Origin of the sequence: Arthrobacter sp. RAF14 (genome assembly GCF_052114185.1) — a bacterium.
GTDB lineage: Bacteria > Actinomycetota > Actinomycetes > Actinomycetales > Micrococcaceae > Arthrobacter_E.
Genome location: NZ_JBFREG010000008.1, coordinates 54,489 through 68,619 on the forward strand (window position 1 = coordinate 54,489; position 14,131 = coordinate 68,619).

The 14,131-nt window shown below is 70.6% G+C and carries 14 protein-coding genes; 6 read left to right on the forward strand and 8 right to left on the reverse strand.

Going from position 1 to position 14,131, the window contains the following annotated elements; all coding sequences use genetic code 11:
* Positions 1–139 precede the first annotated feature (139 nt).
* Positions 140–1,039 carry a DUF4031 domain-containing protein gene (locus AB4Y75_RS15105; RefSeq protein ID WP_441436702.1) on the forward strand — a complete coding sequence of 300 codons (900 nt, stop codon included), beginning with the start codon at positions 140–142 and terminating at the stop codon, positions 1,037–1,039.
* Complete coding sequence (locus tag AB4Y75_RS15110) at positions 1,039–1,821, forward strand: 2-phosphosulfolactate phosphatase (RefSeq protein ID WP_441436703.1); 783 nt, start codon at positions 1,039–1,041, stop codon at positions 1,819–1,821. The genes AB4Y75_RS15105 and AB4Y75_RS15110 overlap by 1 nt, the downstream gene beginning before the upstream one ends.
* Positions 1,822–1,855: 34 nt before the next feature.
* Here the strand turns inward: AB4Y75_RS15110 and AB4Y75_RS15115 are convergent, their stop codons facing one another.
* From AB4Y75_RS15115 to AB4Y75_RS15130, 4 genes are all read right to left on the reverse strand, one after another.
* Positions 1,856–2,992 carry a sensor histidine kinase gene (locus tag AB4Y75_RS15115; RefSeq protein ID WP_441436704.1) on the reverse strand — a complete coding sequence of 379 codons (1,137 nt, stop codon included), beginning with the start codon at positions 2,990–2,992 and terminating at the stop codon, positions 1,856–1,858.
* A complete protein-coding gene (locus AB4Y75_RS15120) occupies positions 2,989–3,702 on the reverse strand; it encodes a response regulator transcription factor (RefSeq protein WP_441436705.1) in 714 nt (237 codons plus the stop codon). Before AB4Y75_RS15120 ends, AB4Y75_RS15115 begins: the two co-directional genes overlap by 4 nt.
* A 43-nt stretch (positions 3,703–3,745) precedes the next feature.
* A complete protein-coding gene (locus AB4Y75_RS15125) occupies positions 3,746–4,345 on the reverse strand; it encodes a M15 family metallopeptidase (protein ID WP_441436706.1) in 600 nt (199 codons plus the stop codon).
* A gap of 129 nt (positions 4,346–4,474) precedes the next feature.
* Complete coding sequence (locus AB4Y75_RS15130; protein WP_441436707.1) at positions 4,475–4,876, reverse strand: YccF domain-containing protein; 402 nt, start codon at positions 4,874–4,876, stop codon at positions 4,475–4,477.
* A 201-nt stretch (positions 4,877–5,077) separates the two neighbouring features.
* Here AB4Y75_RS15130 and AB4Y75_RS15135 point away from each other — a divergent pair, with 201 nt between their 5' ends.
* Positions 5,078–6,517 carry an amino acid permease gene (locus tag AB4Y75_RS15135; protein ID WP_441436708.1) on the forward strand — a complete coding sequence of 480 codons (1,440 nt, stop codon included), beginning with the start codon at positions 5,078–5,080 and terminating at the stop codon, positions 6,515–6,517.
* Positions 6,518–6,609: 92 nt separating this feature from the next.
* On the opposite strand, the gene AB4Y75_RS15140 is transcribed toward AB4Y75_RS15135, so the two are convergent.
* A complete protein-coding gene (locus AB4Y75_RS15140; RefSeq protein WP_441436709.1) occupies positions 6,610–7,209 on the reverse strand; it encodes a phosphoribosylanthranilate isomerase in 600 nt (199 codons plus the stop codon).
* A 147-nt stretch (positions 7,210–7,356) separates the two neighbouring features.
* Here AB4Y75_RS15140 and AB4Y75_RS15145 point away from each other — a divergent pair, with 147 nt between their 5' ends.
* Positions 7,357–7,962 (forward strand): HutD/Ves family protein, encoded by a 606-nt coding sequence (locus AB4Y75_RS15145; protein WP_441436710.1) that lies wholly within the window; start codon positions 7,357–7,359, stop codon positions 7,960–7,962.
* A gap of 63 nt (positions 7,963–8,025) precedes the next feature.
* Positions 8,026–8,676 (forward strand): MBL fold metallo-hydrolase, encoded by a 651-nt coding sequence (locus AB4Y75_RS15150; RefSeq protein ID WP_441436711.1) that lies wholly within the window; start codon positions 8,026–8,028, stop codon positions 8,674–8,676.
* A gap of 118 nt (positions 8,677–8,794) precedes the next feature.
* Here the strand turns inward: AB4Y75_RS15150 and AB4Y75_RS15155 are convergent, their stop codons facing one another.
* Both AB4Y75_RS15155 and AB4Y75_RS15160 read right to left on the reverse strand, forming a co-directional pair.
* Positions 8,795–10,465 carry a DEAD/DEAH box helicase gene (locus AB4Y75_RS15155; protein WP_441436712.1) on the reverse strand — a complete coding sequence of 557 codons (1,671 nt, stop codon included), beginning with the start codon at positions 10,463–10,465 and terminating at the stop codon, positions 8,795–8,797.
* Between the two features lie 58 nt (positions 10,466–10,523).
* The gene (locus AB4Y75_RS15160; protein WP_441436713.1) at positions 10,524–11,897 is read right to left on the reverse strand and encodes an MFS transporter; all 1,374 of its coding nucleotides are present in this window, start codon (positions 11,895–11,897) and stop codon (positions 10,524–10,526) included.
* Positions 11,898–12,232: 335 nt separating this feature from the next.
* Between AB4Y75_RS15160 and AB4Y75_RS15165 the strand changes: the two genes are divergently transcribed.
* Entirely contained in the window at positions 12,233–12,628 is a 396-nt protein-coding gene (locus tag AB4Y75_RS15165) for a VOC family protein (protein ID WP_441436714.1), read from the forward strand.
* A gap of 3 nt (positions 12,629–12,631) precedes the next feature.
* Here the strand turns inward: AB4Y75_RS15165 and AB4Y75_RS15170 are convergent, their stop codons facing one another.
* On the reverse strand, positions 12,632–14,107 hold the full coding sequence (locus AB4Y75_RS15170; RefSeq protein WP_441436755.1) for an MFS transporter: 1,476 nt from the start codon (positions 14,105–14,107) through the stop codon (positions 12,632–12,634).
* Positions 14,108–14,131 lie beyond the last annotated feature (24 nt).

Consider the following 14,131-nt stretch of genomic DNA (forward strand, 5'->3'; position numbering starts at 1 on the left):
CTACTCTTCATCAAAGCGCTACCGAGTGACTCCCGTCAACGCATCTAACTTGAGTCTACTTAACTCAACTTTGAGAGTCAAGTTATCCACAGGCTGTTTCCGGCCTCGGCCGGGACGTTCCCAGGCATAGGATTCGAGCATGACCGTGCTGATCGACCCGCCCCTCTGGCCAGCCCACGGCACGGTGTTCTCCCACCTGGTGTCGGACACCTCGCTCGAGGAACTGCACGGCTTCGCAGCCGCCGCGGGAATCCCGGATCGGGCGTTCGACGGCGACCACTACGACGTCGCCCAGCGTCACTTCGAGCGCCTGGTGGCCGCCGGCGCCACCCCCGTGGGCGGCAAGGAGCTGGTCCGCCGACTCACCGCGAGCGGGCTGCGCATCCCGGCCCGCGAGCGCCCGTCGAAACTCCTTCCCGCCCTCCGGGAACGCTGGACCCGGCTGCTCCCCCAGGACCCCGGGCTCGGCGAGGACCTGCTGCTCCGCTGGGGCGAACCGCACCGGAACTACCACTCGCGCGTCCATCTGCTCAACGTCCTCGAAGCCCTGGATCTGCTGCTGCCCGGTTCCGGTCTCCCGCCCGAACAGCACCGGCCGCTCCTGCTGGCCGCCTGGTTCCACGACGCCGTCTACCGCGGGATTCCCGGACAGGACGAGGAGGACTCGGCGCTCCTGGCCGAGCGCGGTCTCACCGCACTGCCCACCTCCGAGGCCGCCGAGACGGCCCGCCTGGTCCGTCTCACCACGCGCCACGACCCCGCCCCGGATGACCTCGCCGGCCAGCTGCTCTGCGACGCCGACCTCTCGGTCCTCGCCTGGCCCGCACCGCGCTACGCCCGTTACCTCACGGCCGTCCGGGCCGACTACGCCCACGTGAGCGATGCGGACTTCGCCCGGGGGCGCGCCGCCGTCGTGGAGCAGCTGCTCGCCCTGGATCCGCTCTTCCACAGCCCCCTGGCCCGGGAGCTCTGGCTGGAGGCCGCACGCGGCAACCTCCATGGCGAGCTCGAGGCCTTCCGGCGGACGAGGACTCTCTGATGCACGCCGCACATCGTCAGCTGCCCTTCACGGTCCGCCTCGAATGGGGGCTCCGCGGCGCCCAGGCGGTCCTCCCGGGCGCCGGGGCCGCCGTCGTGGTGGACACGCTGTCCTTCTCCACCGCGGTGTCGGTCGGCGTCGAAGCGGGGCTCGCGGTCCTGCCGTTCCGCGCGGCACCCGGTGACGGCGAACTGCACGACGCCGCCGCACGGCTCGCAGACCGGCGCGGCGCCCTGCTCGCGGGGCCGCGCAGCCTCAGCCGCCTGAGCCTGTCCCCCACCTCGATCCGCGCCCACGCCGCCGCGCACCCGGGCCGCGAACTCGTGCTGCCCTCGCCGAACGGCTCCGCCATCTCCGATCACCTCGCGGGCCGCGTCCCGGAATTGCTGGCGGGCACGCTCCGCAACGCGAGCGCGACGGCGGAGTGGCTGGCCCGCCATCTGCCGCCGTCCGCGGTTCTCGTGGTGATCGCGGCCGGGGAACGCTGGCCCGGCGGCGCTCTGCGGCCTGCCGTGGAGGACCAGCTCGGTGCGGGCGCCGTGCTCTCGGCGCTGCTGCGATCGGCGCCGGGCCGCACCCGGGAGCAGCTGTCCCCGGAAGCACGGGCCGCCGTCGCGGTCTTCGAGGCGTTCCGGAAGGAGCTGCCTGCCGAGCTGGCCGAGAGTGCCAGTGGGCGGGAGCTGGTGCTGCGCGGATTCGGATCCGATGTGGACCTGGCCGCGGAGCTCGACGCCAGCCGCGTGGCCGCGCATTTCAGCGACGGGGCGTTCCGGCCCGTGTGAACCGGCTCAGGGCTCGCAGTTCAGGGCTCGCAGCTCAGGGCGCAGGCGGGAAGGTCACGCGGACGCGCAGGCCGCCGCCCGGCCGAGCGGTCATGTCCAGCACGGCCCCATGAGCCTGAGCGATGGCGGACACGATGGCGAGGCCCAGCCCGGACCCCTTGCCGGGCCCGGCCTGCCGCCCCCGGCCCTGCACGAACGGCTCCGTCAGACGGCCCAGCAGCTCCGGGCTCAGCTCCTCACCCGGGTTCTCAAGCTCCAGGAACGCCCCACCCGAACCGGGCTGCTCCCCGGTGCGGAGGAACAGCTCCCCGCCGTCCGCCAGATTGTGCACCACGGCGTTCCGCACGAGATTGCCCACCAGCTGGGCCAGCAGGATCCTGTCGCCCTCCACCGGGGCCCCGTCGTATTCCGCCAGCACCGTGATCCCGCGGGCCGCCAGATCGTCACGCTGGGCTCCGAACGCCTCTTCCGCCAGCTCCGCCAGATCACACGGTTCCGGGCGGAGCCGCGCGCCTTCCGCCCGGGTCAGGGCCAGAAGCGCCTCCACCGTGCCGGTGGCCCGGGTGTTGACCTCCCGCAGACGGCGCAGCAGGTGCGGGACGTCCACGGCATGGGGATCGGACTCGGCGAGCTCCAGCATGCCGCCCATCACGGCGTGAGGGGTTCTCAGTTCGTGGGAGGCGTTGGCCGCGAACCGGCGCTGCTCCTCCAGCATGGCCGCCAGCCGATCCAACATGAGGTCCACGGAATCCGCCAGCTCCCGGAGCTCGTCGGTCTTCCCCTCCAGCCGGATCCGGCGGTCCACCTCGCCATGCTGCACGGCCAGGGCGACCTCGTGGATGCGTCCGATCGGTTTGAGCATCGCACCGGCCAGCAGCCAGCCGCCCACCAGGCCCACCACTGCGAAGAACAGGAGCCCCAGCGCAGCCTTGGGCAGCAGCGCGTCCATGAGGTCCCGGCGGCTCGGGGCGAACCCGCCGTCGACGGTCACCAGGAGACCCGCCGGGAGATACCGCAACAGGAGCAGGACCAAGGCGAAGAATCCCGTGCCGGAGACGAACAGGAACGCCGCGTAGCTCAGCGTGAGCTTCATCCGGAGTCCCAGACCACGGCGGCGGGGCGCCTGAGGGCCGGTGCCCGTGGTCCAGGACCGCGGAGTCGCCGGGGTCATGACAGCGTCCCTTCGGCGCCCACGGCCCCAGGGCCAGCGCCCTCGGCGTCGGACTCGCCGAAGCGGTATCCCACGCCGACCAGGGTGTGGATCAGCCCCGGCTCGCCGAGTTTCTTGCGCAAGGAGGAGATCGTGATCCGCACGGTGTTCGTGAAGGGATCGGCGTTCTCATCCCACGCCTTCTCCAGGAGTTCCTCGGCGCTGATCACGCCGCCGTCGGCCTGCATCAGAAGTTCCAGGACCGCGAACTGTTTCCGGGTCAGGGCCACCGGCAACCCATCCCGGCTCACCTCGCGCCGGAAGGGGTCCAGGCGCACGCCGGCACTTTCCAGGACCGGAGGACGCACCGCGCCCGGCCGCCGGAGGAGCGCCCTGAGCCGCAGCGCGAGTTCCTTGAGCATGAAGGGTTTGGGCAGGTAATCGTCCACGCCCGCCTCGAACCCGCTGACCTTGTCATCCAGACGGTCGGCCGCCGTGACCATGATGAGCCGTGCGGGGAGGCCCTCCGCGACCATCCAGCGGGCGATCTCGTCACCGCTCGGGGCGGGCACATCCCGGTCCAGCACGACGGCGTCGTAATCGTTCACGGCCAGAAGGTCCATGGCCGTCCCGCCGTCGTACGCCACATCCACCGAGAAGGCCTCCCGGCGGAGCCCCTCGGCCATGGAATCGGCCAGGTACGGCTCGTCCTCGACGATCAGGATCCGCATGCTCAGAGTCTAGCCATCACGGGCTGCAGGCCACGGCGCACGCTCAACGCTTCATCCTCGGGTCCTCGGTGGGATCCTGGTACATCAGCGGGCAGCTCCCGCTCAGGGCGGAGGCGCGGTACTCGTAGTGCCAGCGCTCGTTCGAGTAGATCTGGCACAGGCCGAAGCGGGCCCCGTTCTGGGACAACCAGCTCATGGCGTCCTCCCCCGCGATGTCCACGGCGTCACCGTTCACATGCGGCGAGGTCTCCGGGGTCGCCACCCACCGGGCGGCCTCCTCCTGCGAGTGGTACTTCCGGGTGGCGTCGGCCAGCAGCTGAGACTGGAGTTTCCGGCTGCGCCAGCCGCTGCTCACGGCCACGCTCACCCCGTCCGAACCGGCCTGGAGCGCCGCCTCCCGCAGCGCGTTGCGCAGCTCCGGACGCAGCCGGGTGATCGCAGGCTCCTCGCTGTCCAGACTGAGCGGCCGGCCGAGCGGGATCGCCCCGTCCCCGGCGTCCGGCTGTCCACCGGAGCCGACCGCGACGGCGACGCCGGACCCGCCGCCGGGGCGCGGAAGGACGGGAGCGGCGGAGCAGGCCGCCAGCAGCGCGGCGCTGAAAATCGCCAGGGCGGTGGCCCGGCGTCGTCGAACAGTGAACATGTCTGCCTCCAGAAGTCAGTGGATGGATTCCACTCAACTCCTGAGGGCATATCGCCAGTGTTAAGCGCCGGAACGCCCGGCCGGCGGTCCGGGGCGGGTGCTCCGGCGCCGGCGCTCAGGAACGGGGGCTCAGCGGTAGTTCGCGGCGAACGGCCGGTCCGTGGGGACGATCTCCTTGCCCAGCGGCATCAGGGACACCGGGATGAGCTTCAGATTCGCGATGCCCAGCGGGATGCCGATGATGCTGACGAACATGGGGATGGCGGTCAGCACATGCCCGATCGCGAGCCACAGCCCTGCCACCAGGAACCAGATGACGTTGCCGATCAACGCGAAGCCGTTGCTCCCGCCGGGCTTCTCGACCACGGTCCGGCCGAAGGGCCAGAGCGCATACGCGCCCACCCGGAAGGAGGCGATGCCCCAGGGGATGGTCACGATCAGGAGGCAGCAGAGCACGCCCGCCGCGAAGTAGCCGATCGCCAGCCACAGCCCGCCGAAGACGAGCCAGATGATGTTAAGAAGAGCCTTCATGACTTCAGTCTGCCAACAATGACTGGCAGAATCCCCCAGGGTTCCCCCTGAATGAACCCCTGATCTTCCGGCGCTCACCGCACCCGCGTTCCGGAGACAGGGCGGGACAGGGGATTGCCCGCGCCTCGGATCGAGGCGCATAGTTCGAGGGAGGGCCCGCGTTCCGGCGCGGACCACGACCCAGGAGAAATGAGGTCTGGCATGGCAAAGACAGCGAACCCGTTCTCGGTCCTGAGGCGAAAGCCCATCGAGGACATGGATGAGGAGGTCGCCGAAGGAGGGCTCTTCCGCTCCCTCGGACTCTGGCAGCTCACCGCGATCGGCGTGGGCGGCATCATCGGCGTCGGCATCTTCTCGCTCGCGGGGCTCGTGGCCCACGGCGACGACTCGACGCCGGGGGTGGGGCCCGCCGTGCTCATCTCCTTCCTCATCGCGGGCCTGGCCTCCGCGGCCGCGGCCCTCTCCTACGCCGAATTCGCGGGCATGATCCCGAAAGCCGGCTCCGCGTACACCTACGGCTATGTGGCGCTCGGTGAGCTGATCGGCTGGTTCATCGGCTGGGACCTGCTGCTGGAGTACGTGGCGATCGTGGCCGTGGTGGCCATCGGCATCTCCGGCTATCTCAACTTCTTCCTGGCCGGGCTGGGCATGCAACTGCCCGTGGAACTGACCTCCACCTTCGATGAGGGCAAGGGTGGCTGGATCAACCTCCCCGCCATCCTGGTGTGTCTGCTGGTCACCTGGATTCTGAGCCGTGGCACCAAGACCTTCGGCCGCTTCGAGCTGATCGCCGTGGGCATCAAGGTGGTCCTGATCCTCTTCATCATCGGCCTCGGGGTGTTCTTCGTGAACACGAACAACTACAACCCGTTCATGCCCAGCGGCTTCGGCCCGGTCTTCACGGGCGCGGCCACGGTGTTCTTCGCGGTGTTCGGCTACGACGCCATGAGCACCGCGGCGGAGGAGGCCAAGGACGGCAAGAAGCACATGCCCAAGGCCATCATCCTCTCCCTGGTGATCGCCATGGTGCTGTACATCCTGGCCACCCTGGTCCTGACCGGCATGCAGAACTACAAGGACATCGACCCCAAGGCCGGCTTCGGTTCGGCCTTCAGCAATGTGGGGCTGCCGGTGATCGCCACGATCATCTCCGCCTTCGCCGTGCTGTCCATCCTGACCGTGATGCTGACCTTCCTCCTGGGCGTCACCCGCGTCTGGTTCTCCATGAGCCGCGACGGCCTGCTGCCCAAGTGGTTCTCCAAGGTCGACCACGGCGGCACCCCGCAGCGCGTCACCTGGATCGCCGGCATCGGCTCAGCGGTCCTGGCCGGTGTGCTCCCGATCCGGCAGGTCGCAGACCTCACCAACATCGGCATCCTGGCCGCGTTCGTGGTGGTGTGCATCTCCGTGATCTCGTTCCGGTACACCCGGCCCGAGGCGCCGCGTGAGTTCCGGCTGCCCTTCATGCCGGTGGTGCCGCTGATCGGCGTGGCGGCCTCGCTGTTCCTCATCTCGCAGCTGCACTGGGAGACCTGGCTGCGTTTCGGGATCTGGCTCATCATCGGCCTGGTCATCTACTTCGCCTACGGCCGGAAGAACTCGATCATGAATCCGAACAGCCCACGGCACCAGCTGAGCTGATCGAGCTCTCGGGCCTGCCTTGTGTGCTCAGTTGTCGCGGATGTTTCCGCGGAACACCCGCAACAACTGAGCACGCAACGTTGGGGGGGAGGTCAGCCTGCCAGTGCGGCGGCCACGAAGGCGCGGATCTTGTCGACGTCCTTGACACCACGGGAGCTCTCGACGCCGGAGGAGACGTCCACTCCCCAGGCCGCGGCGGTCTCCGCGGCGGCGGCGACGTTGCCGGCGTCGAGCCCTCCGGCCAGCAGCCTGCGGCGGCTGTCCAGGCCGCGTTCGCGCACGGAGGCGTAGTCCCACGATTCGCCGGAACCCGGGACGGAGGCGTCCACCAGGAGCAGCTCCTCGCCCCAGTCGGCGAAGACGCGGTCCGGGTCATCCATCCGCACGGCGCGGATCACGGAGAAGCCCTTCTCCTGCAGCTCGTCCACCTCCTGGGGAGTCCGTTCACCGTGCAGCTGGATCCAGCTGAGCCCGGCCTCCTCGGCCAAAGCGGCAGCCTGGCCGGCGTCCTCGTGGCGGAACACGCCCACGGCGGCGACTTCGGCGGGGACCTCGGCCAGCAGCGCCCGCACCTGCTCCGGGCTGACTTCGCGGGGGCTCGGGGTGAGCACGAAACCGACGGCCTGCGCACCGGCCTCGACGGCGGCGCGCACCGATTCGGGCGTGCTCAAGCCGCACACTTTCACGAACATCTACTGGTCCTCCCCGTGGATTGTCACCTCAGACGGTACCAAGAGCACGCTGCCGGGCCCTAAGATGTCACTTCTTCCCGGCTCACCCGACGGCCGCCTCTCCCGCGTCCTGACGGCGTACTAGGCTGGTCGGGACGAGAGGAACCCATGGAGATCATCCGCTTTTCGAACATCCGCCCCGAGCCCTGGCGCAATGGCGGCGGTGTCACCCGGGAGATCGCCCGTCACCCGCGCGAAGCTTCCCAGGACGGTTCCTGGGACTGGCGCGTCAGCATCGCCGAAGTGGGCAAGGCCGGGGACTTCTCCGCGTTCCCCGGCATGGAACGCGTCATCTCGGTGATCGACGGCGAACTGCTGGTGCTGACCGTCGACGGCGCGGAGCACGCCATGGAGAAGTACCGGCCTTTCCGCTTCTCCGGTGATGCCGCCTCCTCGTCCAAACTCCCCACCGGCGACATCCGGGACCTCAACGTGATCGCCCGGCGCGGCGCGTACAAGGGATACCTGTCCATCCTGGAGCTGTCCAAGAAACGCGCGCATCCGGTGTTCGAGGGCCAGCTCGCCATCCTCCTCGAGGGCAAGGCGTCCGTGACCGAGGGGGCCGGCGAGGACGCGGGCACCGGCTCCGGTGACCCCGTGGAACTGGGCCGGTACGACACCGTGGTCGGCTCGGACGCTTCGAGCCCCGAGCTGCTGGGCCGAGGATTCGTGGCGATCGTGTCCCTGGACCCCGCGGATCCCGCAGACGCCTGAGCCGTCCTTTCGTGACGGCGCCAGCAGGACGCCGCTCCGCAGGCAGTTCCGTAGAGTGGGCGCATGGACTCACTCATGCACTCGCTGCAGGACCTCACCATCCGGCGCATCTCTGTGGGCGGGATGGACAACAACGTGTACCTGCTGACCTCCCGATCCTCCGGCGCCCAGGTGCTGATCGACGCGGCGGATGATCTGCCGGCCATCCAGGCACTCCTCGCCGAGTCCGCCGCGGACACCGAAGGCACGCCCCAGCTGAAGCTGATCGCCACCACCCATCAGCACTGGGACCACGTGCGCGCGCTCCCCGGCCTGGTCGAGGCCACCGGCGCCCCTACAGCAGCAGGTGCCGACGACGCCGCGTCGCTGCCCGTTCCGGTGCAGGTGACGCTCGGGCACGGCGACGTGAGCGGCTTCGACGGCTTCGCCCTCACCGCGGTGCATCTGCGCGGCCACACACCCGGCTCGATCGCCTACGTGTATCAGGACCCCGCCGGCCCGGCACACATCTTCAGCGGGGATTCCCTCTTCCCCGGCGGCGTCGGGAACACGGACAAGGACCCGGCCCGCTTCACGTCGCTCCTGAACGACGTGACCGAGCGCCTCTTCGACGTCTACCCGGATGACACCGTGGTGCACCCGGGCCACGGCGCCCCCACGACGCTCGGGGCCGAACGCCCGCACCTGTCCGAGTGGGAGACCCGGGGCTGGTAGCGGGCGCTTAAACGCCCACCTTAAACACCATCGACTGTCCCCACAGGCGAGGGACCCGACCCGAGCTTGCGAGGGTTGAGAGCCTGTGGGGACAGTCGATGATTAAGGCGGGAAGGGCTCAGCGTCCCCGGCGGGCGTTCGACGCCGGAGCGGACGCGCGGCGCGGACCGCTGCGGGCCGGGCGACCGGCGGCCGAGCCGCCGCGGGCACCCGAGCGGGCACCGGCGTCGTACGCGCCACCGGAGGTTCCACCCGTGGTGGAGGACCAGACCGGGGCGCTGCCACCGCGCGGAGCGGCGGAACGGTCCCGGGCGGGACGGTCGCCACGGGCCGGGGTGCGATCCCCGCGGGCGCCGGAAGCGGTGCGCTCGCCACGCGGCGCGGCGCCGTCACGACGGCGGCCACGGCCGGCGTCGCCCGATGCGGACTTGCCCTGGGAAGCCTCGCCGCCCTGGCCGGAAGCCTTGGGGCCCTGACCCGCACCCTGACCACCGCGGCGGGCGCGCTTGCGCTGAGCGTTGGCGCCGGTGGACTTGCCGCCACCCTGCTGCGGGGCCTTGGCGGCCTGCACCGCGGCACGGGAAGCGGGGTCCACGGCCTCGGCCTGCTCGCCCACGAAGTCCAGGATCTCGCGGGAACCGGGCGCTGCGGGCGTGAACGGAGCCTTCACCCCGGCGGCGCGGAGGAGCTTCTGCACCTCGGAGCGCTCCTCCGGCAGGACCAGGGTCACCACGGTGCCCTCGGCGCCGGCGCGGGCGGTGCGGCCGGAACGGTGCAGGTACGCCTTGTGCTCCGCGGGCGGATCGACGTGGATCACGAGTTCGACCTCGTCGACGTGCACACCACGGGCGGCGACGTCGGTGGCCACCAGGACACGCACCTCGCCCGAGGAGAACTCGGCCAGGTTGCGGTCACGGGCGTTCTGGGACAGGTTGCCGTGCAGGTCGACGGCGGGGATGCCGTTGGCGGTCAGCACCTTGGCCAGCTTCTTGGCGGCGTGCTTGGTCCGGGTGAACAGCACGCGCTTGCCCGCGCCGGAGGCCAGGTCGTTGATGAGGAGCTTCTTGGCGTCCTTGTCCTTCGCCAGGAACACGTGGTGCTCCATGGTGGTCACGGCGGCCTGGGGCGCGTCCACGGAGTGCGTGACCGGCTTCTGCATGTAGCGGTTGACCAGCTTGTCCACACCGTTGTCCAGCGTGGCGGAGAACAGCAGACGCTGGCCGCCGGCCGGGGTGGTGTCCAGGATGCGGCGCACCACGGGGAGGAAGCCGAGGTCGGCCATGTGGTCGGCCTCGTCCAGGACGCTGATGGAGACCTCGTTCAGGGAGACGACGCCCTGCTTCATGAGGTCTTCCAGGCGGCCGGGGCAGGCGATGACGATGTCCACGCCGGCCGCGAGCGCCTTCTCCTGGCGGGCCTGGGACACGCCACCGTAGATCACGGTGGTGCGCAGGCCCAGGGCCTCGGCGAGGGGAGCGACCGTGCGGTCGATCTGCGTGGCCAGCTCACGCGTGGGGGCCAGCACCAGGCCGCGCGGCTTGCGGGTTCCGGACGCACGACGGCGGCCCGCGCCGTCGTTCTCCTCACCGGAAGCGGCGAGGCGGGTCACCAGCGGGATGGCGAAGGCCAGCGTCTTGCCGGAGCCGGTCTGGCCACGGCCCAGGACGTCCCGGCCGGCCAGCGTGTCCGGCAGGGTCTTGACCTGGATGGGGAAGGGTTCGGTGATGTCCAGGGAGGCCAGCGCGGAAGTGATCGCGGCTGGCACGCCAAGGGAAGAAAAAGAAGTCATAGGGAAGAAAGTCCTCAGGCAGCGTGGCTCTTGCGCTGAATCGCACAGGCCAGACGTACTAGTCTACCAGTGCCCGTGTGCGCGGTGCGATCAGCAGCATCGCCGCCCCGCAGACGGCCGCCACGGCGAACACCCCGGCATAGGCGTGGCCCGACCCGGCAAGCGCCGCGAACACCAAGCCGGAGACGGCCACGCAGAGGGCGTTCCCCAGCGAATCGGCCATCGCCAAGGCGGAGCTGTTGAACCCCTGTTCGCCCGGCCGTGAGAGCGCCAGCACCATGACACTCAGGCGCGGGAACATGAGTCCCATGCCTGCCCCGCCGAACAGCCACACCGCGATCAGCGCCCAGGCCAGGCCCTGGAAAAGGATCACCAGGAAGATCCCCACGACGACGGCGGCCACCATGGCCGAGCCGATCCGCACGGCGCGGTGGTGGGGCAGGCGGGTGGCGCCCAGCCGTCCCTGGATCCCGGAGCTGATGCCCCAGGAGACCGCGCTGCAGGTCAGGGCGAGGCCCGCGAAGGAGGGCTCGAAACGGTAGACCTCGTACAGGACCTTCGGCAGGTACACCTCGGTGCCGAAGAACGCGGCGGAGCCGATGGCGCGGGTCAGGACCACGCTCGGCAGCCCGCGCTGCGCGGACAGCGTCCCGCGCGGGATCAGCGGGCGGATCGCCAGGACGCAGATCGCGGCCATGGCCAGTGCGAGCACCCACCCTACGACCGGCACCTCGCTGCTGAAGTTCAGGCCCATCACGCTCAGCGCGGCCAGCACCGCCCACAGGAGCCGTCCCCAGGGGTAAGGACCCGCGCGGTTGGGCGCGGCGTGCTCCTGGTCCCTGCTGATCCGCCGGAGCGCCGGAACCAGTCCGAGGAGGGACGGGACCACCAGGATGAGCACCCCCAGGAAGACCCAGTGCCAGCTCGCCACCTGCGCCACCAGGCCGCCGATGTATGGGCCGAGGATGGAGGGCAGGATCCAGGCCGCGGCGAAGGCGGCGAACATGCGGGCATGCAGATCGGCGGGGTACGCCTTGCCCACCAGGACCGTGAGGGCCACACCATTGGCGCCGCCCGCGAAGCCCTGCACGATGCGGCCCAGGACCAGCAGCTCCATGGTGGGGGCCGTGCCCGCGATGACCAGACCGAGGGTGAAGAGGGCCACGGAGGCGTAGATGGCGCCGACCGGGCCGCGACGGTCGGACCAGCTGCCCGCGAGAACCATTCCGATCACGCTGGCGGCCATCGGCCCCGCGAACGCCAGGGCGTACAGCTGCTGTCCGCCGAGCTCCTGGGCCGCCACCGGCATGACCGTGGTGACCGCCATCGACTCGAAGGCGTTGAACACCACCAGGGCCAGCAGACCCAGGCTGGTCAGGGCGTACGGAGGGCTGAAAACACCGTGGTGGGAGGAGGGGGCGGCAGATGGCACAGCTCCTATTTGAGCGCCTGGCCGAGCCCCCTGCCAATGTCCCGTGAACGCCGTTCAGTCAACCGAACACGAGTGCACAGGCGGGGCGGGTTGAGGGCCGACGCCGGGGCGGTTTCCCGAGTGCCAGACCGCCTTTCCCCGCCCTTCCGGACATTCCCCCGCGCTGTGGCGGCGGGGACCGTCCACACTGGCGGGGAAACACGCGGCGGCAGCGGATGGCCGACGTCGGCGGCTCAGCTGAGTGCACGGCGGCGGGAGGCTCCAAGGGTTCCGGAACGGACCCGCCCCGCCTAGGCTGAGAGCACATCCGCGCATTTCAGACAGGAGGACACCCCATGGCCTGCCGCATCAGTGAACTCGTCTTCGGTTGCCGCGAACCCGAGGTCCTGGCCGACTTCTGGTGCCAGGTTCTGGACTTCGTGGTCCTGGGCCGCGAAGACGACGGCTCGGTGGAGATCGGCGCGCGGGACGGCTTCGGCGGGTCCCAGCCCACCCTGTTCTTCAGCTACCGCGAGCAGCCCGAGCCCGGGAAGTCCCGGCTCCACATCGACCTCAACGCCACGGACCAGGAACAGGAGGCCGAACTCGAACGGCTCCGCGCCCTTGGCGCACGGCCCGCGGACATCGGCCAGACGGGCGACGAGCCCTGGCACGTCCTCGCCGATCCGGAGGGCAACGAGTTCTGCCTGCTCAAGCCGCGCATCGCCCCGGTTCCGGTCACGGCGGGCTGAGACTCACCGCCCCTCCACCCGGACCCGCCCCGCGCACGCCACGGACACCAGCGCCACGCACGCCGTCAGCGCGAAGACCCCCAGGAACGCCCCACCCGCTCCGAGCAGATGGAACACCAGGCCCGTCGCGGCCAGGGACAGCGCGGCGCCCACGGAATCCGCGACGTTCGCCGCGGAACCGTTGAAACCCTGGTCGCCCGGGGCCGAATAGGCCAGCACCATGACGCTCAGCCGCGGGCTCATGAGGCCCATGCCGCCACCGGCCAGGATCCAGCCCACGATGACGACGGCCGGCGGCAGGTCGCCCAGCGTCGCGGTGAGCACGATCAGGATGGACAGCGCCAGAGACGCCGCACCCAGCCGCACCGCGCCCGCATTCGAGAGCCCGGTGGACAGCCGGCCCTGGATCGCGGAGCCCACCGACCACGCCACCGCCGAGAGCGTCAGGGCCAGCCCGGCGGTGGCCGGTTCGAAGTGGTGCCGGTCCATGAGCAGGTACGGGACGTACACCTCGGCGCCGAAGAACGCGGCGGCGATCAGGAACTTCACCAGGATCACCGACGGCAGCCCCCGCCGCCCGAGCAGGACACCTGCGGGCAGAAGCCTTCGCACCGCGAACAGGGCCAGGGCCGCCGCGAGCACCGCCACCGGCGCCGCCCACGGACCGGTCTCCACCGAGAGGTTCAGCCCCAGCACGGCCACGGCCACCACGGAGGCCATCGCCAGGCGCCGGCCCGTGGATCGCCGGGAACCGTGCTCGGCGCCACCCGCCGCGGTTCCCTCCGGCACCTGCCCGACGACGGCGTCCCCCGCCCCAGCGCCGGAGGCCGTGCCGGCGGGTGCCGGGCCGGCGTCGTCGTGCGCGGGCTGGGCGGCCAGTCGCCGCAGCGCGGGCAGCAGCAGAAGCAACGCCGGCACCACCAGGAACACCACGCCCAGGAACACCCAGTGCCAGCTGATGTACTGCGCCACGAGCCCCGCCCCGAACGGCCCGACCATGGACGGCACCACCCAGGCCGCCGAGAACGCGGCGAAGATCTTGGGGTGCAGCGCGGCGGGGTACGCGCGGGCCACCAGGACGTAGAGGACCACGTTGATGGCGCCGCCGCCGAGCCCCTGGATGAGGCGTCCGGCCAGGAAGACCGGCATGGATCCGGCCAGACCGGCCACCAGCAGACCGAGCGCGAAAACCGCCACGGACGCGAACAGCGGGAGGGCCGGGCCGCGCCGGTCGGTCCAGGCGCCCGCCAGCACCATCCCGATCACGCCGCTGGCGAGCGGTCCCGCGAAGGCGAGGGCGTAGAGGGCGCTGCCGTCCAGGTCACGGGCGACGAGCGGCATGATCGTGGTGACGGCCATGGCTTCGAACGCGGCGAGGAACACCAGGGCACAAGTGCCCAGGGTGGTCAGGAGATGGGCGGAGGAGAGCACGCCCGCGGTGCGGCGCGGCTCCGATTCCCGCTGAGCGCCGGGCGGCATCTGGTCCTCCCGGACGACGGAGGA